Origin of the sequence: Lacrimispora algidixylanolytica, from assembly GCF_003609635.1 — a bacterium.
In the GTDB taxonomy this organism is placed as follows: Bacteria; Bacillota; Clostridia; order Lachnospirales; family Lachnospiraceae; genus Lacrimispora; species Lacrimispora algidixylanolytica.
The window spans coordinates 296311-320108 of record NZ_MCIA01000031.1 but is presented as its reverse complement, the minus strand read 5'-3'; the positions used below and the strand labels follow the sequence as shown (position 1 = coordinate 320108).

The window sequence follows — 23798 nt, the reverse complement described above, 5'->3', positions numbered from 1 at the left end:
ACATAGGTTACAGACGAAGTAATTCAAAGAAGTCCCGACCAATATGGGTACGATAATGTTATTGTAAGAAATGGAGAATTTTGTTATAATAAAAAGAGAGGCCTTAATAGAAACATAACGGCTGTCATGAATCTATGATAGTCGTTTCTTTTTGTCCGTTTTTGCAAGAAACTGGCTGCGTTTAAGTAAAGATCGCAAAAAGGACGGGAGAGGAAGAGAACGAATTATGATACTGATGAATGAAATACCGGACCGTTTCTGGGGATTGTTCCGTTCCATTAACCGGTCCACCTATATAGAAGCTTTGCTCCGAATCAATGAGGAATACGAATACAGCAACTATTTTTTAAGCAGAGAAGTCTGCCTCCAGGTGCTTGATGAATACTTTAATCAAAAGCGGTTTGTCATCTGGCAAGATGAACTGGAAGACGAGGCCGATGAGACAGAACCACCCGCCTTTAGAGTGTTAAACTGGCTTTTAAGATCCGGATGGCTTCGGAAAGTAGATGATTATGCCTCCATGACAGTCCACATCGTAATCCCTGATTATGCGGCTGTTATGATTGAGGCATTTTTTAAGCTCACTACAGATGAAGAAGATGAGACTCAGATTTATATCCAGAATATCTACGCCATATTATTTTCCCTAAAGAATGATCCAAGAGCCAGCATCGGCCTTTTAAATACTGCCTATGTTAATACAAAACGGCTCAATAAGACACTCCAGGATATGCTTCACAACATGGACAAGTTCTTTGCCAGTCTGTTGGAGCAAAAAGCCTACGGTGAGCTTTTAAAAGATCATTTGGAAGGATATGTGGAAGAAATCGTAAAAAAGAAATACCACATTTTAAAAACTTCAGATAATTTTTACCTCTATAAAAATGACATCAAGCGGTGGATCAGTTCTATGCGGGAAGATGTATCATGGATGGAGGAGATGAGTGTCAGAAGCCGTAGCAAAGTCACTGCCGCAGATATCTCAGAAAAGCTAGATCAGATTGAGCGAGGGTTTGATGGCATCGAGCATAGAATCGCCAATATGGACAAGGAACATTCCAGGTATATCCGGGCTACCGTAACAAGGCTGAATTATCTATTAAACCAGGAGGATAACATGAAGGGCCTTGTCATCCGGCTCTTGAATCACCTTTCCGATGCAGAGGATCAGGAGGCTGCTATCCAGGAAACGGGTAACTTCATGAACTTATCCCAAGTATCTATTTTGTCTGAGCATGCCCTTTATAAGAAAAGGAAACCAAGGTCTGTTTTTAAAGAGACTCTCTTACCGGATGAGGAATCCGTGGAGCTGTCATCCGAAGAAATTTTAAACTTAAACAGGCTAAAAAGCCGTTACAGCAAAAAAGAGATTGAGAGTTATCTGGATTCTCATATAGAAAATGGACGTATGGAAGTTACGGAAGGTACGGTAACCACAGCAGAGGACTTTGAAATGCTGATTTTGGCTTATGATTATTCCACCAGGCGCAAAAGCATTTACGCAGTGGAAGATCCGGAACCGGAATTAATTGACAATGGCAGATACCGCTATCCCAGACTGGTGTTTGTAAGGAGGAAAGAACTATGACATACGAAGAAACCACCGGCTCCATTGGCCAGATCCCATACTTTGATGCTTTAAGCCAAGAGGAGAAAAAAGAGGTCACAGACGGCTTAAAAACACTCCTGCGACAGACCTTTGTATTGGAGCACAAGTACGATAGGCGTACGGAACGTTTTCTATATAATCAGGAATTTAGAAGTTGTAATAAGCATCTGGAATTTATCCGGGCCTATCTTTCTGTGATTGGCGTATCTGTTATGGAAAACAGTCAGCTTGGCATTATTTACATACAGGGTGAGACAACCATGGGAGATAAGCTTCCAAAGCTTGCTACCCTTTATCTCCTTGTTCTAAAGTTGATCTATGACGAGCAGATGGTGGAAGTATCCACCAGTGTCAATGTGTACACTACATTAAGCGATATCCACGAGAAGCTTGGAAGTTACCGGCTTTTTAAGAAACAACCAGCCCCTACGGAAATCAGACGGACCATAGCATTGTTAAAGAAATATCAGGTATTAGAGCCTTTGGATCTTTTGGAAGATTTAGAAGGGGATAGCCGGATGATCATTTATCCCTGCATCAATGTAGTGCTTTTTGGTGATGATGTGCGAGGTCTGTTAGAATCATTTGAAGAAGGAGAGGACAGCGATGACGAACCAGAAATTTGAGGCTCTTTCCAGAATCCATTTAAACAACTGGCATTATATCAACCGGAAAACCTTATCCTTTCATAAGGAAATTAACTTCTTTACCGGGCACTCTGGCAGCGGAAAATCAACGGTTATTGATGCCATGCAGATTCTTCTCTATGCCAATACCGATGGACGAGGATTCTTTAATAAGGCTGCAGCCGACGATTCTGACCGGAATTTAATCGAGTATCTGCGTGGCATGGTGAACATTGGAGAGAACAATGAGTTCGCTTATTTAAGGAACCAAAATTTTTCCACCACAATTGTGCTGGAGCTGGAACGAACGGATACCAAAGAGTTTCAGTGCGTTGGCGCAGTGTTTGATGTAGAGACCTCCACCAATGATATCTCCAGGAAATTCTTTTGGCATAAAGGACCTTTATGGGAAAATAGATACCGGACGGCTGATCGGGCTATGACCATGGAAGAGATCACAGCAACCTTTCGTTCCTCTTATTCCAAAGAGGATTATTTTGCTACGTCCCATAATGAGCGGTTCCGAAGACAGCTTTATGATGTCTACTTAGGAGGTCTTGATTCAGAGAAATTTCCACTTTTATTTAAGCGGGCTATTCCTTTTCGGATGAATATAAAGCTTGAGGATTTCGTAAAGGAATATATCTGTATGGACCAGGATATCCACATTGAGGATATGCAGGAAAGTGTAATGCAGTATGGACGTATGCGAAAAAAGATTGAGGATACATCGGTTGAGATCGGCATTCTAAAGGACCTGTCTGAAAAATATAAGAAAGTTCAGGAACTGGACGCCAATATCCATAAAAATATGTACTTCTTTAAAAAGGCCGAAATCAAGGACTACCATACCAAAATTCAGGCCATTACAGATAAAACAAGACTTGCCAAAGAGGATCTCTTACGCCAGGAGGAGCAAAAGACAAGTCTGGAGGGGCAAGTTCATGATCTGACCATTCAGGGAGAGGAGCTCCTTCGAAGGATATCCTCCACCGGATATGAGGATTTAAAGAACCAGTGGAATGCCACAGAAGAGCTGATTGGTCATTTAAATAAAAGTTCTGTGAAGTGGTCTCAGACCTCAGAGAGACTGAATGAATGGGTGGAGGAAGATACTACTTCCAACCAGACGATTTGGGATATTGAGACCTTTTGTAAAAAAGAGGCGGATGAAGAGACTTTATCCCGGTTAAAGCGTTCCATCTTGGAGATGCATAAGGAAACGGAAGAAACCAAAAAGGAAGCAGAAGGGACCTTGCGGGATACTCGCAAAAAAGAACGTCAGACGAGTGAAGAGCTGACTCAGCTAAAAGCTGGTAACAAAGCTTATCCCAAATATCTGGAGCAGGCCAGAGCCTTTATTCAGAAGCGTCTTCTAGAAGAGACCGGTAAGGCCGTCCAGGTAAGCGTTCTGGCAGATCTTTTGGACATCCGGGACGAGACGTGGAGAAATGCAGTGGAAGGCTATATGGGCAACCACAAGCTGTCACTGGTGGTGCCTCCGACTTATGCCAAGGCTGCTATGGGAATCTATGGAGAGCTGGACCGGAACGAATACTATAATGTAGCCGTTTTAGATACGGAGGAAGCTTCCACCAATAAAAGCGAAGTGATAGAAGGCGCTCTGTCAGAAGAGGTAGTGGCAGGAGAATCTTATTTACAGCCTTACATCGACCTTTTGTTGGGCCGGGTCATGAAATGCCTTGACGTTCAGGAACTGCGCCGTTGTAAGGTGGGGGTAACTCCTGATTGCATGTTGTATCACACCTTCCGTTTGCAGCACATGAATCCGGATAACTACACGAAATTTGCTTACATCGGCAAGGACAGTGTACGCAGAAGAATTCGACTTCTGGAGAAGAACCTCATTTCCATGGAGGAAGAGAAAAAACCTCAGGAAGCCGTGTTAAAAGAGTGCCAGAGAATCCTTGCGATGGAAGCTTTATCGGAAGAAACTAGTGTTTATCTGGAATGGCAGCAGGATATGGCTTCGTTAAAAGAGAAAGAAAAAGAAAAGAAAAAGCTGGAACAGAAGCTTGAGAAGATAAAGGCCCAAAATGTCAGCGAGTGGGAAAAGGAACGGGAAGCCATATTAACCCTTTGTGATGGAAAGCGGGCAGAACAGAGGGCCGTGGACAAGCTGATCTTTGAATGCAGTGGTAAGATTGAGACCTATCAGAAAGAGATCGTACAGCTTCAAACAGAACTTATGGACAAGACAAATGGTCTGGTATCAGAGGAAGCCCTGGAAGAGGAAAGCAGGCAATATTTTGATACGGAAGAAATACCAAGGTATGACCGATTAAAGGACAGATTCTATGCTTTATCAAAGAAGGCAGAAGAAGCACGAGATGAGGCCTTTAACATTCTTGTATCCTCCAGAGGAGAGTACGGAAGGAAATATCCCAACAGGAATTGCTCTCTAACATCAAAAGACAATGGGGAGTACGACAGACTTCTTGAGCTTATGGAATGTGGAAACCTGGAAGAGTATCGAAAGATGGCAGCAGAACAGGCCAAATCAGCCGTGCTACATTTTAAAGATGATTTTATGTTTAAGATCCGAAGCGCCATAAGAGATGCCATTCAGCGAAAAGAAGAATTGAACCGGATTATCAGCCGTTTGGATTTTGGTAAGGATAAATATCAGTTTGTTATCGGGAAAAACAAAGGGCCTGACGGACGGTATTACGATATGTTCATGGATGATTCCCTGGAAGTAAATCCGTCCCAGCTTACCGATTCTGTGGATGACCAGATAAACCTGTTTACCATGGAGCATGAAAATCAGTATGGAGAGATCATCAATGATCTGATTAACATTTTTATCCCACCGGACAATGCCACGCCAGAGCAGATGGAAGAAGCCAAGAGAAATATGGACCGGTATGCAGATTACCGCACCTATTTATCCTTTGATATGCAGCAGTTGGTGCAAAATGAAGGTGAAGTCATCAAAATCCGGTTAAGTAAAATGCTTAAGAAAAACTCCGGTGGCGAGGGGCAAAACCCCCTTTATGTGGCACTGTTAGCAAGCTTTGCACAAGCCTATCGAATCAACCAGTCTCCCAATGTACAGAGAAATCCTACCATACGTCTGGTGGTTCTTGATGAGGCATTTTCAAAGATGGATGCGGAAAAAGTGGCGAGCTGTATTGAGCTGATTCGTGGTCTGGGATTCCAGGCGATCATCAGCGCAACCAACGATAAGATACAAAATTACGTAGAAAATGTGGACAAAACCTTTGTATTTGCCAATCCAAACAAGAAGTCTATCTCCATTCAGGAATTTGAGCGGGAGAGCTTCCCCGAGCTGATGCGGGAACTTGATGAAGTAGAGGAAGGTTGAGAAGGGGTAAGATAACTGTTATCTTTATGAAACGGTTGGGAAGAAAAACGGAGCTTTTAAAGCGCTAAGAAATGTGATGTGACCCCAAGAGGTTAGATTTGATATGCTCCTGCTTAAGTGGATTTTGGTTATTACCCTTATCTGTGTAAGCAGGAGCATATCATTTTTAAGGTCTAACTGATCGGGGTCTGTTCCATATTCTCATGTGCCATGTAAGCTCTGTTATATTTATATAGAAGCAAATGATATTTGCTTTTTCATACATACGGATCCTGCCATATCTTTATAAGGGCCATAATTGGGAATTGTCTGAAACCCAATGCTCTGGTATAAGCGAATGGCCGTGGTCATAGGCTTTCCTGTCTCAACAATCAGGTATTGAAATCCTTTTTCTTTGGCATAAGTTTCAATCAGTTCCATTAGCTTTTTCGATATTCCCATACCACGGTAATCTTCTCGTAGGAAGACCCGCTTTACCTCCGCACATTCTTCGTCAAATTGTTTGAAGCTGGCACAACCAACGGGAATATCGTTGTCATAGGCCACAATCACATCCTTAATATCTTTTAAATGATTCATTTGTATATATTCGGAACGGTTCTTTTCCCCCCCAACCTGTTCATTCAGGGAAAGATCCAGTTCCCCGCAAAGTAAAATGAAATCCGGTCCAACAGTATCTGTATATTCAAATCTCAATCCATTACCTCCTCATACGTGTTAAATAAGAAAAATTATAGGGAAGAACAATACGATTGTCAAGAAGAAGTAAAATGTCTTTTTTATCCAAGTATGTTTCCTGTTAAGAAAGTAAAATGTATTGAAAAATAAATTATATTATTTTGAAATCCCACGATAAACCTAATATTTTGTGGATACCCCCTCCCTATAATTTCTTCTCTGTTCTATACGTAAACCCACGATGTCTCCAGGAATGGATGCGTTTTCATAGTTATATTTAACCTCCATATGATATATAATGGAGTCTGTTGGTCCTTTGCTTGAAAGGCATAGACTTAAATTTGTTATCGAACAAATGTTTGCAAAATGCAAATGAATGTGATATAATTGGAAAAATCAGTTGTGATGTTATAAGGGAATGGGCCGGGGAGGCCCCCATCCTAAGACAGTGTTTCTTGGGATGTTAGTCGAAAACAGGAGTACATTATGGCAAAACAGTATATTAAGATAAGAGGTGCCAATGAGCACAATTTAAAAAACGTTTCCGTGGATATTCCAAGGAATGAGTTGGTAGTTTTAACGGGCTTAAGCGGTTCGGGAAAATCTTCCCTTGCTTTTGATACCATTTACGCAGAAGGACAGAGACGCTATATGGAATCTCTCTCTTCCTATGCTAGACAGTTCTTAGGACAGATGGAAAAACCAGATGTGGAGAACATTGAAGGACTTTCACCAGCCATTTCCATTGACCAGAAGTCTACAAACCGTAACCCCCGTTCTACCGTGGGAACTGTTACGGAAATATATGATTATTTACGACTTCTCTATGCTAGAATAGGGATTCCCCATTGTCCAAAGTGTGGTCGGGAGATCCGTAAGCAGACCGTAGACCAGATGGTAGACCAGATCATGGAGCTGCCAGAGAGAACGAAGATCCAGCTTCTGGCCCCTGTAGTACGGGGAAGAAAAGGCGAACATTCCAAGGTTTTGGAGAATGCAAGAAAAAGTGGTTACGTCAGAGTCCGAATTGACGGTAACCTCTACGAGTTGTCCGAAGAAATCAAGCTGGAGAAGAATAATAAGCATAATATAGAAGTAGTCGTAGATCGTCTGGCTATCCGGGAAGGCATTGAAAAGCGTCTTACGGATTCCATAGAGACTGTTATGGCTCTGGCAGATGGCCTTATGATCGTTGACGTTATAGATGGAAAACCCATCAATTTCAGTCAAAGTTTCTCTTGCCCGGATTGTGGCATCAGCATTGATGAAGTGGAACCTAGAAGCTTTTCCTTTAATAACCCCTTTGGAGCCTGTCCGGACTGTTTTGGTCTAGGATATAAGATGGAGTTTGACGAAGATCTGATGATCCCAGATAAAAGCTTGAGTATTGATGAGGGAGCCATTACAGTTCTAGGATGGCAATCCTGTACCGATAAGGGCAGCTATACCCGCGCGGTACTTGACGCATTGTCCAAAGAATATGGTTTCCGCCTGGATATTCCTTTTGAAGATTATTCCAAGGAAGCTCATGACATCTTGATTCATGGAACCAATGGAAAGGAAGTCAAGGTCTATTATAAGGGACAGCGTGGGGAAGGCATCTATGATGTGGCCTTTGAAGGGCTGATTCAGAATGTTGCCAGAAGATACCGGGAGACTTATTCCGAATCCTCTAAAACCGAGTATGAGACATTTATGCGGATCACTCCATGTCCTGCCTGCGGTGGCATGAGACTGAAAAAGGAGTCACTGGCTGTTACGGTTGGAGATAAGAATATCTATGAAGCCACTAATATGTCCATTGTTCATTTTAGAGAATTCTTTGACCAGATGAATCTTACACCGATGCAGCTTGCCATTGGTGACCAGATTCTAAAAGAAATCAGAGCAAGGGTTTCATTCCTTATTGATGTTGGACTTGATTACCTCTCCTTAAGCCGTGCTACTGGAACATTATCAGGCGGAGAAGCTCAGAGAATCCGTCTGGCCACTCAGATCGGCTCGGGATTGGTGGGCGTTGCCTATATTTTAGATGAGCCAAGTATCGGCCTTCACCAAAGAGATAATGATAAGCTGTTAAAAACTCTGATTCATCTTCGTGACCTTGGAAACAGTGTGATCGTGGTAGAACATGATGAAGATACTATGATGGCTGCCGATTATATCGTGGATATCGGCCCAGGAGCTGGTGAACATGGTGGTAATGTTGTTGCAGTAGGAACTGCAAAGCAGATCATGAAGAATAAGAATTCCGTTACAGGAGCTTATTTAAGCGGGCGCATCAGCATTCCTGTACCAAAAGTGCGACGAGAGCCAACTGGTTATCTCACCGTAAAAGGTGCTGAAGAGAACAACCTAAAGAACATTGATGTTTCATTTCCTCTTGGAGTGATGACCTGTGTAACCGGAGTATCCGGTTCCGGTAAAAGTTCCCTTGTCAATGAGATTCTTTATAAGGCTCTGGCAAAGAAGTTAAACCGTGCGAGAACCGTTCCAGGTAAGCATAAGTCTCTGGAAGGCGTGGATCAGCTTGATAAAATCATAGCGATTGACCAGTCCCCGATTGGAAGAACGCCTAGATCCAACCCAGCTACCTATACTGGCGTATTTGACTTGATACGTGACCTATTTGCTTCCACACCCGATGCCAAGGCAAAAGGATATTCCAAAGGGCGTTTTAGCTTTAATGTCAAAGGCGGACGTTGCGAGGCATGTAGTGGTGACGGTATTATTAAGATAGAGATGCACTTTCTTCCAGATGTATATGTCCCTTGTGAGGTATGTGATGGAAAACGTTACAACCGTGAGACCTTAGATGTAAGATATAAGGGAAAGAATATTTATGACATACTGGACATGACCGTGGAAGAAGCTGTGAAGTTTTTTGAAAATGTGCCTACGATATCAAGAAAGATATCAACCCTTAATGAAGTAGGACTTTCTTATGTCCGTCTAGGACAGCCATCCACAGAGCTTTCTGGTGGAGAAGCTCAGAGAATTAAGCTTGCTACGGAGTTAAGCAAGCGTGGAACCGGTAAGACTATCTATATTCTGGACGAGCCTACCACTGGACTTCATTTTGCGGATGTCCACAAGTTGATTGAGATCTTAAGAAAGCTTTCAGATGGTGGCAATACGGTTATTGTCATTGAACATAACCTGGAGGTTATTAAGACTGCAGACTATATCGTAGACATTGGCCCAGAAGGGGGAGACAAGGGCGGTACTGTACTTGTCCAGGGAACACCAGAGGAAGTTGCTCTTTGTCCTACTTCTTACACTGGCCACTATATAAAGAAGTATTTAGAGTAATTCGTGCTATGTAACTTTACCGATACAGGAAATTCCGTCTTTTGCAACATGTCTGTCTGAAAGGATAGAAGCGTTGATCAACAGGCGGGATTTTCCTGTATAACAGCTAGTATGTTATGGTGAAAGTGGGGCACTTATAAGGCAAAATCCAAATCTATGGGGTAAAGTTAAGAGAATAAGGAAGACGCTGGCAGAAGGGGGATTCTGCCAGCGCGATATGAAAAAGTATTATGAGAATAAATGTATCAATTGCTTACAAAGAATATCATAAATCTTTCTTGTGATGAAACTTTGATCATTTTGTGAAATAAACGTGAAAATAGGACAAGTACAAATACTGGCTAATTGATGGGTGTTTGGAAGTGTCCGTCTTTTAATTTAGTAACTTTCCACATGATTTTTTTTCATATCTTGAAAATACTTGTCAAGCCCAGGGAAGTAGAATATAATGTAACCCAAAGCGCTATTTGTCAAAGATAAAATTAGGAGGAATACCCGTGAAAAGAGAAATGATTATCGTTCTGGATTTCGGCGGACAGTACAATCAGCTGATTGCCAGAAGGGTCAGAGAATGCAATGTTTACTGTGAGGTCCATCCCCACACACTGTCAATGGAAAAGATTAAGGAAATAAATCCCAAAGGAATTATTTTTACTGGTGGTCCAAACAGTGCTTATAAGGAAGAGTCACCTCGCTGTGAAAAGGAAATCTTTGAATTGGGGATCCCTATCCTGGGAATTTGTTACGGTTCTCAGTTAATTTCACATATGCTGGGCGGCAAGGTATCCACAGCTCCTGTCAGTGAATATGGCAAGACTGAGGTTATTGTAGAAGCCGGAAGTAAAATATTGGAAAATGTCAGCTCTAAGACCATCTGCTGGATGAGTCATACCGATTATATAGAACAGGCACCAGAAGGCTTTAAGATTACTGCTCATACTCCAGTGTGTCCAGTAGCAGGTATGGAATGCGAAGAGCGTGGTCTCTATGCGGTACAGTTCCATCCTGAAGTTATGCACACACAGGAAGGCACAACAATGCTTTCTAATTTTGTATATAATGTCTGCAAATGTTCTGGTGACTGGAAGATGGATTCTTTTGTGGAAACCTCCATTCAGGCAATCCGTGATAAGGTTGGAGACGGTAAAGTACTTTGTGCTTTATCCGGTGGTGTAGACTCCTCTGTGGCTGCTGTTATGCTTTCAAAAGCAGTAGGCAAGCAGCTTACTTGTGTATTCGTTGATCATGGCCTTCTTCGTAAGAACGAAGGTGATGAGGTAGAAGCAGTATTTGGCCCAGAAGGCCACTATGACTTAAACTTTATCCGTGTCAATGCTCAGGATCGTTTCTTTGGCAAGTTAAACGGCGTAGAAGATCCAGAGAAAAAACGTAAAATTATCGGCGAAGAATTCATTCGTGTGTTTGAGGATGAGGCTAAGAAGATAGGATCTGTAGATTTCTTTGTACAGGGAACTATTTATCCTGATGTAATTGAATCTGGCCTTGGAAATTCAGCCGTAATTAAATCTCACCATAATGTGGGCGGTCTTCCAGAGCACGTGGATTTTAAAGAGATTATTGAGCCTTTAAGACTTCTTTTTAAAGATGAGGTTAGAAAAGCGGGTCTGGAACTTGGTATTCCTGAGTATTTGGTATACCGTCAGCCTTTCCCAGGTCCAGGACTTGGTGTTCGTATTATTGGAGAAGTGACACCTGAAAAGGTGAAGATTGTTCAGGAAGCGGATGCGATCTATAGAGAAGAGATTGCTAAGGCTGGGGTTGATAAAGGATTAGGACAGTACTTTGCGGCTCTTACTAACATGCGTTCTGTTGGATGTATGGGAGATGAGAGGACCTATGATTATGCGATTGCACTTCGTGCGGTATTGACTTCTGACTTTATGACCGCTGAATCTGCAGAACTTCCTTGGGAGGTTCTTGGTACCGTGACGAGAAGAATTGTAAATGAAGTGAAGGGCGTGAACCGGGTGCTGTATGATTGTACTGGGAAGCCACCGGCTACTATTGAGTTTGAATAAAATATCTAGAGCCAGAAAACCTTGTAAATACAAGGGAAATCTGGCTCTTTTCTTTTTGGGTTCTTTGTTAATAATAGTGATTTTATGTACTCATTTTTTCTCCTGATAACAAATGATGGGGATACCGGATTCTATATATTCATATATTGATTTAGCAAGATAATAGGGGGCATTCACACAGCCATGAGATCCATTCTTTTTATAAATCTCTCCCCCAAAAGCAAGCCTCCATTTCGCGTCGTGAATTCCGATATTTCCGTAAAAGGGCATCCAGTACTGGACACCGGCTTCGTAGCCAGGTCCGGACAACGATACACCTTCCTGTTTATAATTTAGCATGTAAGCTCCGGTTACTGTGGCATTACCTCTGTTTGGATTTCCGGTAACCACCGGACCCTGGGCAATGAGTCTGCCATCCTTGTAGAACCACATATGCTGTCTGGTTATATTTATCTCCACATATGTTTCTCCGATTTCATTACCGGCTCTTGATATTGCTCTTTGAACATATGCGGGTTCTCTTATAACAATCCATCCTGAGTTGATATTCTCGGCCAGTGACGATGTCTCAGCTTCCTGATCAATCTTCCAGCCATAGATTCCACCCTCTATATCCACCATTGTCCCGAGAGAGGTTTTAAAACTTCTTTTCACGCCTACCGTATCATATTTCTTACTCATAGCCTTCACATAGGCCCTGACTTTATCATTATCCAGTATAATATCCAGATTTTCATCTACTGTAATCCAGTATTGTATCACATTCCCATCAACCACTTCTCTTTTACTGCCAAAAAGATAAGTGACATGAGTAGATGCGCATTTATTTAAATGTCTGAGGGTTTTAAAGGCTTTGGGAGATTTCGTGGTATATACGGGATTTATGTAACAGGAGTTTGCTTCCAGATCAAGTTTTGTTTCACCTTTAAAAAGGCTGTCTGATACAGCAGCTTTCAGTTTTTCTTTTTCAACCCGATTACCGTAAATTTCCTTTACCATTTGATAATGTCCGTCCGTAAATTGATAAGACACATTTTCAGGTTCTATTTTCGCCTGTTTAAAGCAGTTTAACTGATTCAACGTTAAATTCAGCTTGTTCTCATTATAGAAAAACAAATTTTCCGAAAGAAATTTCTGTTTTTTAAATAATGATCCGATCCATTGAAGTGCATTCTGCTCATTAAGCGCCTCTTTTACATATGCTTTATTCTTGTATTCCAGTCCTGCTTCCAGTCCGGTAATCTCATCCGATTTACATTCTCGTTCAATCAGAAGTAATTTATAATTTTCCGTGTATCTTCTTATAGATTGATCCGCCTGTCGTTCGTTTTTTAAAGATACATCTGCTCCGTTTATCGTGGTAGAAAAAAAGAAATGACTGGTAAAGTAAAAAGAGATGAGTAAATACAATAACAACACTGCTGCCACTATGATTCCCAGGAGTTCTATGGCCTCCCGCTTTTCACAAACGCTCATATTTTCATAATTCATAACAACTCACCCTTATCTTTACTATGCACTGGGATCATATCATTTTATGTTCCGGAAATTGCATTTAAAACCAATCAGTTGTCTGACATTTAAGAGATTATAAATAAGCTTGAAAAAATGGTTTTATACTGAATGTCAGAAGTGTGCTTTTTAAGCACACCTCAGGTTACGCGTATGTTTATAGCCAGTGATTCACATTAGGGCTAATAGTCTCCTCAAGTCCCACAAAATGTTTGATAATGACAAAACTCAGGTGCGGGCAACGTTGAAAACTCTTCTTGTTCAGGTGTATATCCATAAGGATTATCCAAGGCATTGAGAAGCTGATGCATTTTGCTTAAATCCCCCTCATTAGCAACATCCAGTGCTTCTTCAACCCGATGGTTCCTTGGAATAATAGCAGGGTTATGACTTTTCATAAGCTCTTTGCTTTCATCCCATGAATTTGATTGTTGGCCAAGATGTGCTTGCCATCTTTCATGCCAATGATGATAATCAGGGCTGGAAAACAGAGTCTGACCATCGTTCTTATCAAACGTTAAAGACTGGAATGTTTTCGTATAATCCGCTTTGTGTTGTTGCATTAGTTGCAGAATGTCTTTGATCAAAGATATATCTTCTACATCGTTATTAAACAAACCTAGCTTGGCACGCATTCCAGATAGCCAATGATCTTGATATAAGTTCTCAAATTTTGCAAGCTCTTCTTGTGCAAGACTAACAGCCTTATTCTTATCATCATGTAAAAGGGGTAGCAAGGTTTCAGCAAAACGTGCTAAATTCCAGACAGCCATCTTTGGTTGATTTTCATAGGAATAGCGGCCGTGACTATCAATAGAACTGAAAACAGTAGTTGGGTCATAAACATCCATAAATGCACAAGGTCCATAATCAATGGTTTCGCCGCTAATCGCCATATTATCTGTATTCATTACACCGTGAACAAATCCAACCAATTGCCATTTAGAAATAAGAGAAGCCTGCCGTTTTATCACTTCTCTTAACAGTTGCAGATATTTGTTTTCAAATGTAGCAATGCTTGGAAAATGGCGTGTTATGGTATAATCGGCTAAGCTGCGAACATCCTCCGATGTTCCAAAACGTGAAGCATATTCAAATGTGCCTACTCGAATATGGCTTGCTGAAACACGTGTTAAGACTGCTCCAGGAAGATTTTCTTCGCGCATTACAGATTCTCCTGTTGTTACGACTGCTAAGCTCCTTGTTGTCGGAATTCCTAATGCATGCATTGCTTCACTAATGATATATTCCCGCAGCATGGGGCCCAAAGCTGCTCGTCCGTCACCACCCCGGGAGTATGGGGTTCGTCCAGAACCTTTTAGTTGAATATCAAAACGTTCTCCAGAATCTGTTATTTGTTCGCCAAGCAGGATGGCGCGTCCGTCACCTAACATGGTAAAATGCCCAAACTGATGCCCGGCATATGCCTGTGCCAAAGGCTCGGCTCCTTTTGGAATTTCATTTCCGGCAAAGACCTCCAGTTGCGGAGATACTCCCAAAGAAGACGCCAATGAACTATTAAAAATGATAAGCTTGGGGGCGCGCACAGTGGTTGGGGATTGTTTCGTGTAGAAAATCTTCGGCAGCTTAGTATAGCTGTTATTAAAGTTCCATTTTCCCTGTTCCAATTTTCTCATCCTCCTTAAGAAACAATATTTCAAACACTCTTAGTATCTACTTATTTTATTTTTTTATGTTTCAAATGCGGGGTTATCTTATCCATATAGCCAAACCTTAAGAAAAATTTGTGTCGTGGGCTTGACATATGGGTGCCTGAGATCGTGCAGGTGGATGCGCTTTACTTCCCCGTCTTTGGTTCTCTGGCGCATTTCGTGCTGAAAGAAATGTTTGGTATGGGGAATATCCGGTCATGCTTATGGAGCTTGTACAGTTTGCTTGTGTAGTCTTTTAGTTCCTCATGAAGGGATTCCTGTTAGATATAATGCGGATACCTACTCAGGGTGGCCAATCCTGCCTCTTTTTTGATATAAAAGTGGTATCAAGGATAATGTGAGGATTTGGCAGTAAAAGTAGATTGTGGACTTTGGTAATATATGTTAATATGCTATCCGGAGTAACCGAATACAGGGTGGATCCTTCCAGTTTTTATGTCTTTACGTCATAGTAAGAGGGGAGGTGGTGTCGGATATGTTTTCATTTGCAGATGTGCTTTTATTTGCAACCTTTATCTTGGCATTGCTGACTTACATAGATAAGTTAAAAAAATAGCCTACCCTGATGCCAACAGGATAGGCTGGCTCATGGCTACATGAGCAATTGGTCAATTTTGAGGGCTTCCACCTTGTGTGGCGGTTGCTCTTCTGTGATCCCAATATAACATATCTAATGATTTTTTTCAAATAAAATTTATATAACCTTATGTTAGTTCCATGTATTATAATTTATATAAACTTATGTAAGTCTTATGTCAAAATAATTAATATAGGCTTATGTCAAGAAAAAAAGTTTTCATGCTGTTTATTATTTTATTATGAAGTAAAATGGAACTACAAAATTTTACAACATAAATTAATATTCACTAGGAGTTAGCCAAATATACATTGTACTCTTGTTATTGCCGACCTCATAAGCTGCTACATTTCCATTTTTATATACAATCTGACTTCCGTTATGTACAAAACCATATATTGTTTCATCTGCACCACCATCTAATAAATCTCCAGTAAGCTTCCATAATGAATTGCCCATTTCTTCTCCGCAGAAAAAAGTAAATGTTGATAGTATAGCTTCCATATACTTATTTTCATCAGAATGTGAATCATACCCAAACTTCCATGTGGCTGTATCAATGCCAATTCTGTTATTATCTAAAACTAAAACCCAGTCTGTTTGACTAGCTTTTTCATAGTCCTCCATTGTAGATATACTTAAGCTCTTACCATATCTTTTTTCTAATGATTTATTTAAAATATCAATATTTTCAGTTAAATTCTTTGATTTGTCATATGATAATGCACTAGCCAGATTCATATCACTTTCTATTTTCAATAAATCATTGTTACTTGTACTTTCTGTGATTGATGGTGTTATTTCTGCATTTGCCACTTTCAAATTATTATTTTTATTACATGCCAGCAAATTAAATGCTAAAACCATTACGAGTATTATCACCGAACTTTTTTTAGAATGTTTTTTCATTTTATCTCCTTGATTATTGCTTAATTTAATTTTGAATGCAATGCTGATTTAGCAGCCTTCTGTATATTTGTATTAGAATCTTTTAATGCCATTTGAATATATATTTTGTATTTTGTATTTGTTTATGTTTTCATTTACCACTCCGGAACAATTTGTTATTTGCTTTCTTACTTTCTTATGATAAAATATTTTTATCGTATTGAAAATACAAAATTATCATGGGTTTAGTTCAGTAAAACTGAATATTAGGAGTAAGTATGGATTTAAAACAGCTTCAGACTATTAAAAATATACTTAACGAGGGCAGTTATTTAAAGGCTGCGGAAAAAATGGGATATGCGCCTTCTACCATTACGCTTCATATTCAGCAGCTTGAAGAAGAATTAAGTATTAAATTATTTGAAAAATCAGGCAGAAAAATGATTCTTACTAAAGAAGGTGAATTTTTCTGGAAAAATGCCAAATCATTACTTGAACATGCAGATACCTTTAAAATGGTAATGAGTAATTTTGTTAGTGGTCAAATAGGGCATATTAGATTGGGAACAATAAGTACAATTGGTAGGTCTATGCTGATTCCTAAAGTAATTGATTTTTGTAAAGAATATTCAAATATTAAATTAACATTTGAACTTAACAGTTCAGAAATTATTACGCAAAAAATATTAAATAATCAATTGGATATTGGAATTGGTTTTGCTCCGCCAACGAATCAAAATCTTTTGTTTGAACCGATTTGTTTGGAACCAATGGAGTTATTACTGCCGATAGGGCATCCGCTTACTAAAAAAGAAAAGATTACACTGAATGATTTAAGTAATATAAGTTTGCTTCTTACGGAATCATACTGTTCTTATCGGAATGAGATTGACAAACATTTTAGTTCTTCTGGCATACCACTAAAATCAATGATACAAATAAATGATGGTAGGACAATTATACAATTTGTTCAGGCTGGTATTGGTTGTTCAATTTTACCTGTAGCTGCTATTGAACCAGTACCTGATATGACTGTAAGAAGAAATTTAGCTAATACAGATTTTGGTTTAATTATAGGGATTATTCGTAGAAAAGAACAATTAGATAAATCTTCTGAGCGGTTTTATAATGAACTTTTTTGTGAGTTAAAATCCTCCCACATATAAAAGAGAAACTGTAAATTTAGTATGAAGTTATGTTAGCTTTACCCTTACTAAGGAAATATAAATAATTAACTACTATATCCACTCTTAAAATAATAGCCATATTCAAATCTTCGTACTTGGAGGGAGTGCCTTATATGAGCATGAATAACTCCATCCAAATTTAATTATTTTCATAAACTGCCACCTCATAAGCAGAGCGTGCTGTCTTTTTGTTTTCCCCCTGCTTTTTCAGCAACCAGTTTTTATGATCTACAATTTTCTTGGCCTCTAATTGGCAGAGATGATTTGAGTCTACAGAGTTTTTACGTTATGAGCATCAAGCATCTATATAAGAATATATAGAAATAAAATGAAAAATCTTATGCTCCATTTTATTATAATTAATTGTTATTCTATAATAAAAAAACATAAAAATAAGTTCATGTACTTATAGAAATATAGGTATGTGGGCTTATTTTTTATGTCTATACCCTTTACGGTAATAAAAGAATGGTTAAATATAATGTTGTTTATTCCATTACAAAAATGATCTGGCCAGGAATTATATTTTAATAATTAAAATGAAAAATGAGAAAGAATGAAAAGGAAGAAAATACTAATATTCATACCAATTTTTACTTAGATACTGCTAGTTTTTACATACCATAATTTTTTAAACATTTTTACCTTATACTAGATTAGCACTACATTTCTACAACAAATCATAAAAACCATTTTACAGCAACCAACTAGCAGAGAGGTACATTAACATGTCTGAAAGAATTCAGGTTTTTGACGGGTTTTGTTTAACCTGTACAATGGGGAGCAGTCGGAGTTGTATTTGTGTTCCTTCCAGCCACGGTGTAAGTATCAGTGGAAAAAATCAGGCCACTGTTATGGATTGCAAGTCCGGTACCAATATTCCTCCCTTTGGTACATGTAGGAAAGAAGATCCTCAAAAACCCTGTTCCCCGGTAATACTTACGCCATGGCTGATTGATGATAAGAATTATACGATTAATAATGAACCAGTCCTTTTTACCACCAGCATCTTATCATGTGCTTGTGGTGGTATCATTCGGATTAAGGGAAAATCATAAATGTTGAGGAGGATAAATATTTGAAAGATGATACATATAGGCAAATTAAGATAGATCTAGAGATGATTCAGGAAATTACTGAGTTTTTCTTATCAGAACAAATAAATGAGCACGGTCATTGCATGATCAAAGGAATCATAGCAGATGGAAGTCAGGACAAGCTGGTTCTTGAAAATAGGAATGAAGATAGAATCAGAGTCTTTTTAGATGACGGAACCACACTATTTATAGGAATAGCAGAAGAAATATCGGTATACCTTGATGGTGACTTATATAAAGCTGAGATAAATCTTATTTCAGCATCCTATCTTATGGATATTGAGAAAAAATCGGCATCCTATCAGGAAAAGGAGCAGACCTATCAGACGATTTTAAATGAGATAGCAAAAGAATATAGCGGCGGAGATATTATGGATTTCATTTCAGAAGGAAAATCCATAGGAAGTCTGTTGGTACAATATGAAGAAACAGATTGGGAGTTTATGAAACGGCTTGCCTCCCATTTCCATGCAGGAATATTACCGGATACAAAATTTGGGGAACCAAAGATTTATTTCGGGTTAAAAAAGGAGACTGCTGTTGAGGAAATTCAAAGCTACTCTTATAAAATAGAAAAGAATTTAAGTAATTATAAAAGATTACAAGCTATAAATAATGGTTCTCAAACGGAAACCGATGCTGTCAGTTTCCAGGTTCGTTCAGGTCGATTTTGTAAGACAGGCTTAAGTGTAAAGTTCCATGGAAAAAGTCTTTATATCAGTAAAATAGAAGCAAAAAAGATCCAGGGAGAAATTGTGTTTGACTACTGGCTGAATACCCCCAACGGACTAGAAAAACCATATATCTACGCAGAAAGCCTCATAGGTGTGTCAATTGAGGCCACAGTAGTAGAATCTGTAAAGGATAAAGTGCTTGTTAACATGGTAATTGATGAAAATGCAGGTGAGAAAAAATCTGTATGGGAATTTCCCTACCAGACCATGTATACAGCAGGATCAGAAGGCGGCTGGTACTGTATGCCAGAACCAGGAGATAAGGTATTTATCCATTTCCCAGATAAAAAAGAAGAGAATGGGATTGCAGAGAACTCCTCAAGAAGCGGAGAAAATAAAGATGCTTCCACAAGTGATCCAACCATCAAATACTTCCGCACCATCCATGGAAAAGAAATTCGATTTACAAAGAAAGCAGTTATCATCACCTGCAATGACGGAACGTCTATTAGCTTGAATGAGGGGGAGGGTATCTCCATTGAAAGTGAAGAGAGCGTTACCTTAAGCAGTGGAAAGGGGATTCGTATTGATGCGGATGAAGCCATAGAATTTTATGCATCAGACCATATCCGACTACACTGTAAAAAGAGCCATATAAAGATGGATACCAAGATAGATATTGCCGGGCCAGATGTAAGAATCAATTAAATAGGAGATAACCATGGATTATTTTATCATGCAGACTGACGAGAGGATTGCATTTCACAAGGAAATAAATTACGCCCATCCGGGGTTTCGGAATAAGGAGCCTTTTGTCACCTTTGGTAGATTTGATGAGGACGACAGATGCCCGGATTTTTTCCACGGAAGGTTTCTCTTTGATACTTATTTTTGTGTTACAGATCAGCTAAAAGAAATATTGGAAGCTTATTCTACTGAGATTTCGATGGTACCTTTTTTTCTTACAGATGAGGATTATCGTTCTCAAATAGTGTGCTGGAATATGAATTGCCCAGTAGAGGAATGCCTCTTAGAGGAAGGGCGTCATAATGAGTCTCCAGTATTTCACTGTGAAGGAGTGGAGAAAAATCAGTACATATTTTGCATTAGAAAAGAAAAGGCCCAGTACCTAATTGTCTCACTGGAGTTGGCAGAAAATATATTAAGGCGGCAGCTATATGGCATCCGTTTTATACCTGTTTCGATCGTATGGAGGGAGGGCAAAGACCTTGAGAACAATCATTCATGAATCAATAAGCCTGGAGATGCCTGTCTCACTAGTGGGAGTTACAATGCTAGAAATTGACCAACAGGTGAATAATCACTCCACTGCCAGGATTGAAGGCATTTTAAAAGATGAGGATGTGGAAGCATTCAGCAATATAAGTTGGAACGATAACTTTTCAATCATTTATGAGGACGAAGGAACAAGCAAACTACTTTTTTCAGGTATACCAGTAGACATAAAGATAAGATATGAAGGACAAGCTAATGTTTCACTTATACTTTCCAGCAGATCAATCTTAATGGACTATGAAAAAAAGACAAGAAGTTTTCAGAAAAAAGATAAAACCTATAAAGCTTTGTTTCGGGATCTGGTAAAGGAGCATGGAGGAGATATTCTCGATTATGCTTGTAATACTTCTGACTTTAATACACCTCTGATTCAATATGAAGAAACAGATTGGGAGTTCTTAAAACGTGCTTCTTCTTATCTTGAAGCACCCATATATCCTGGCACGACAGGAGAGAATCTCCAGATTTATATTGGCACTGGAGGTCATAAAAATACGTTGTCAGGTGGATCAGATCGTGTGCTGAAGAAAAGAATTACAGAATATCTGGAATTTCGTAATAACACTTCCTCCTTGGTGGAAAGTGATTTCATATCCATTACTATTGATGGGGAGTGGGATATGTGTCTTGGCATCGGTATTGTATTTGAAGGTAAATATCTTCTGGTAACTGAGATTCATGATTGTTACCATGGAGGTATTTTAAAACGAAGGTGTAAACTGGAACCTAGAGGGGGACTTAAAAGGAGAAAGTTGTTTCAGGAAAAATTAAAAGGTGCCTCCTTAGCGGGTACCATAAAAGCAGTAGAAGCGGACCGTGTAAGAATTAAACTAGATGTTGATAAAAAGGCCCAAGGAGAAAAGCTATATTGGTATCCATGGCACAGAAACGACTGGTTTTGTATGCCAGAGGTGGGAAGCAAAGCAAGGTTATGTTTTCCCGTAAGCGATGAAAGCAAAGCTTATATAGCGGATATCTACCGTACAGATGGAAAGAAGAATTCTAAGACGCGTAAACCGGATAATAAATGCTTTACCTCAAAAAGGGGAAAAGGATTTGAAATAACTCCCAAATCCCTTACATTTCGTGCATCAGGGAAGAAAATATCCATACAGATGTCTGATCGTCAGGGGATAAAAGTAAAAAGTTCACGGGGAATCAAGATTCATACTGGAGAGACTTTTATATGCCAAGGAGGCAGCTTAAATATAAGCAGCAAAGAACGAATTGCATTATTTACAGATAGAACAAGCATTGTAATCGACGATTTGCTGCAGATCAAAGGATAAAGTTCAGTAAGGAGAAAGAAATGAGTGAGATCTTTGCAGAAGAGATTATTAGAAATAAAAGAAAGCTGGAACAGGCAGCAAGGCAAGAAGATTTCTATCAAATAGAAAATGATATTACCAAGGGGTATGTGGTTGTAAAATACGAAACTCTCGGATTAGAAGAAATAGAAATTATTGATGGACGTCTTACCTTGCTTCTTCCCTCTCATTTTAAAGAAATGGATCCTGGTTTAAAAGCTGTCAAATATCCCGGACCGGAAAGTCCGGATTGGGTTTATAGCAATGAAAGCGGGGATGTCTCCATTACCTTCACTTTGGAAAAAGGAGAGATAAAACCAGAAGAGATTCCAGAAGTTAGAGACATATTAGCAAAGGAATTAAAGCGTTTATACCCTTCTTCCGCAATTGAAGATAAGAAAACAATAGGAGACAAAGAAAATAGTATCAGTCTCTTTTCTATGGATATTCCATTAATTGATGGAGCTTGCTACCATTTGATGTTTTTGCGGGAGGTTAAGGAAGGATTGTTAATAGGATCCTTTGATTGCAGTATTGATGAAAAGAAGCAATGGCAGCAGATTATGTTGCAGATACTGGAAACCTTAAGGGAAACAGTTGTTTGAAATGACACATTGTGTTGGCAAAGGATAACATAATACACGGGAATATAATCATTTTATTCCGCATTATAAAATTACGCTTATTCCATATCGCGTGACCTACTGTATAGAATGTCCCAGGTGTGGAAGTTACATAGAGATTTCAAAAGAAAAATTTGTGCTCATAAGAGATGAAATAAAGGAAAGGAAAAACCTTGGCTATAATTTCTCTCACGAATATAGTGGAGGCGGCAATGGAGAAGAAAGCGTTTTGTAATTTTCGGGACAAAAATATTAACCCTATATTGTCTGAGGTAAAGCTGGAGGCAGAAACTGTTTTTCAAGATAGGAAGGACGAGTTCCGTATCCATTTTGTCAAGGAATTTACAAAGGCATGTGAAGCGTACATAAAGGTGGCACCAGACATTGTTCCTGGCTATATTATGTTTCATCTATTAAGGACGGATTTGGTTCGGGGCATATATCGTTGTCCTATGGTTTTTTATGATCGAGGGTGGTATTTTCATGAAGGGGTAAGGGGTGGCGAACTTCAGCTAGGTGGAATTCTCGGTCTCTACGGAAAGTTATGGGATAACCTATGTCAAAGGGCAAAACGCTACGTAGGAAAAGTGACAATGCCAGAGGTGGATTGGGTAATGCAGGAAATGGTCGGTTTCTTTTATGGGTATCTAAAGGAATTAGTCCTTTACTCAATCGGGGAAGCCACAGAGACAGAGATATATTTAACCATGCGTAAGGAAAAAGATTTGCAGATAAGAACCGGTGAATATATGGAGCCTGGAGACGTGGTTTATCAGGAGCAGCCCCCAAAAGGTCTAGATGAAATAAGAAAACGACTCTTCGATCATCAGGAAGAAATATATCTGTTTGAAGACTACAAAGGTCTGGAACTAAATGATTTGTCACTTCTTTGTCATGATTTTCACTATTCGGATTTTCGGTGGAGTTCACTTAAAAATACTAATTTTAATATGAGTCGTCTCATTGGGTCCCGCTTTGGATTTTGCAATATGGAGGGAGCGGTTCTCTCTGGCTGTTTGTTACATAATACAGATTTTACAGGTGCCAAATTAATGAATACAGATTTCTCCTACGGATTGAGTGATCATGGAAAAAGTGAAATAGAACCATGGAAGCAAGAAGGGTATGTTGGTAGTAGTTTTAGAAATTGTAATTTACGTGGAGCTAGTTTTTTTAGAGGAGTTTTTATGGGAACTGATTTTAGAGATGCCATACTGGAGGGCTGTAATTTTAAAGAGGCGGTTTTATATGAAAGTCGTTTTACAAAAAAACAGATATCAGAAGCAAATCTTAGCAGAGATCAACTTGAACAGATTCTTCTGGAGGTGTAAAATATAGGGGGTAAGTATGC

The 23798-nt window shown here is 39.3% G+C and carries 16 protein-coding genes; 12 read left to right on the top strand and 4 right to left on the bottom strand.

Features of this window, described 5'->3' with window-relative positions:
* Positions 1 to 226: 226 nt before the first annotated feature.
* From BET01_RS16580 to BET01_RS16570, 3 genes are read left to right on the top strand one after another with little or no spacing between them, the layout of a single operon-like run.
* Entirely contained in the window at positions 227 to 1588 is a 1362-nt protein-coding gene (locus BET01_RS16580; RefSeq protein WP_120197979.1) for a Wadjet anti-phage system protein JetA family protein, read from the top strand.
* Positions 1585 to 2235, top strand: coding sequence for a DUF4194 domain-containing protein (locus BET01_RS16575; RefSeq protein ID WP_120197978.1), 651 nt, complete (start codon positions 1585 to 1587; stop codon positions 2233 to 2235). The genes BET01_RS16580 and BET01_RS16575 overlap by 4 nt, the downstream gene beginning before the upstream one ends.
* Complete coding sequence (locus BET01_RS16570) at positions 2216 to 5584, top strand: ATP-binding protein (protein ID WP_120197977.1); 3369 nt, start codon at positions 2216 to 2218, stop codon at positions 5582 to 5584. Before BET01_RS16575 ends, BET01_RS16570 begins: the two co-directional genes overlap by 20 nt.
* Before the next feature lie 228 nt (positions 5585 to 5812).
* Here BET01_RS16570 and BET01_RS16565 read toward each other — a convergent pair whose 3' ends face one another.
* Complete coding sequence (locus BET01_RS16565) at positions 5813 to 6280, bottom strand: GNAT family N-acetyltransferase (protein ID WP_120197976.1); 468 nt, start codon at positions 6278 to 6280, stop codon at positions 5813 to 5815.
* A gap of 468 nt (positions 6281 to 6748) precedes the next feature.
* Here BET01_RS16565 and uvrA point away from each other — a divergent pair, with 468 nt between their 5' ends.
* Both uvrA and guaA read left to right on the top strand, forming a co-directional pair.
* The gene (gene uvrA, locus BET01_RS16560; RefSeq protein WP_120197975.1) at positions 6749 to 9574 is read left to right on the top strand and encodes an excinuclease ABC subunit UvrA; all 2826 of its coding nucleotides are present in this window, start codon (positions 6749 to 6751) and stop codon (positions 9572 to 9574) included.
* Positions 9575 to 10071: 497 nt separating this feature from the next.
* A complete protein-coding gene (gene guaA / locus BET01_RS16555; RefSeq protein WP_120197974.1) occupies positions 10072 to 11613 on the top strand; it encodes a glutamine-hydrolyzing GMP synthase in 1542 nt (513 codons plus the stop codon).
* Positions 11614 to 11703: 90 nt separating this feature from the next.
* On the opposite strand, the gene BET01_RS16550 is transcribed toward guaA, so the two are convergent.
* The 3 genes from BET01_RS16550 to BET01_RS16540 all read right to left on the bottom strand — a co-directional run bounded on the left by BET01_RS16550 (position 11704) and on the right by BET01_RS16540 (position 16284).
* Positions 11704 to 13104: a L,D-transpeptidase family protein gene (locus tag BET01_RS16550; RefSeq protein WP_120197973.1), complete on the bottom strand. Its 1401-nt coding sequence runs from the start codon at positions 13102 to 13104 to the stop codon at positions 11704 to 11706.
* Between the two features lie 215 nt (positions 13105 to 13319).
* A complete protein-coding gene (locus tag BET01_RS16545) occupies positions 13320 to 14753 on the bottom strand; it encodes a protein adenylyltransferase SelO (protein WP_330513048.1) in 1434 nt (477 codons plus the stop codon).
* A gap of 901 nt (positions 14754 to 15654) precedes the next feature.
* On the bottom strand, positions 15655 to 16284 hold the full coding sequence (locus BET01_RS16540) for a hypothetical protein (protein WP_120197971.1): 630 nt from the start codon (positions 16282 to 16284) through the stop codon (positions 15655 to 15657).
* Positions 16285 to 16541: 257 nt separating this feature from the next.
* Between BET01_RS16540 and BET01_RS16535 the strand changes: the two genes are divergently transcribed.
* From BET01_RS16535 to BET01_RS16505, 7 genes are all read left to right on the top strand, one after another.
* On the top strand, positions 16542 to 17429 hold the full coding sequence (locus BET01_RS16535) for a LysR family transcriptional regulator (protein WP_120197970.1): 888 nt from the start codon (positions 16542 to 16544) through the stop codon (positions 17427 to 17429).
* A gap of 749 nt (positions 17430 to 18178) precedes the next feature.
* Entirely contained in the window at positions 18179 to 18508 is a 330-nt protein-coding gene (locus BET01_RS16530) for a DUF4280 domain-containing protein (RefSeq protein WP_120197969.1), read from the top strand.
* A gap of 20 nt (positions 18509 to 18528) precedes the next feature.
* Positions 18529 to 19929 carry a contractile injection system protein, VgrG/Pvc8 family gene (locus BET01_RS16525; protein WP_120197968.1) on the top strand — a complete coding sequence of 467 codons (1401 nt, stop codon included), beginning with the start codon at positions 18529 to 18531 and terminating at the stop codon, positions 19927 to 19929.
* A gap of 13 nt (positions 19930 to 19942) precedes the next feature.
* Complete coding sequence (locus BET01_RS16520; RefSeq protein WP_120197967.1) at positions 19943 to 20470, top strand: hypothetical protein; 528 nt, start codon at positions 19943 to 19945, stop codon at positions 20468 to 20470.
* Positions 20451 to 21806: a hypothetical protein gene (locus BET01_RS16515; RefSeq protein ID WP_120197962.1), complete on the top strand. Its 1356-nt coding sequence runs from the start codon at positions 20451 to 20453 to the stop codon at positions 21804 to 21806. Before BET01_RS16520 ends, BET01_RS16515 begins: the two co-directional genes overlap by 20 nt.
* A 20-nt stretch (positions 21807 to 21826) precedes the next feature.
* Positions 21827 to 22429 (top strand): hypothetical protein, encoded by a 603-nt coding sequence (locus BET01_RS16510; RefSeq protein WP_120197960.1) that lies wholly within the window; start codon positions 21827 to 21829, stop codon positions 22427 to 22429.
* A gap of 230 nt (positions 22430 to 22659) precedes the next feature.
* On the top strand, positions 22660 to 23778 hold the full coding sequence (locus BET01_RS16505) for a pentapeptide repeat-containing protein (protein WP_120197958.1): 1119 nt from the start codon (positions 22660 to 22662) through the stop codon (positions 23776 to 23778).
* The last annotated feature ends 20 nt before the right edge of the window (positions 23779 to 23798 follow it).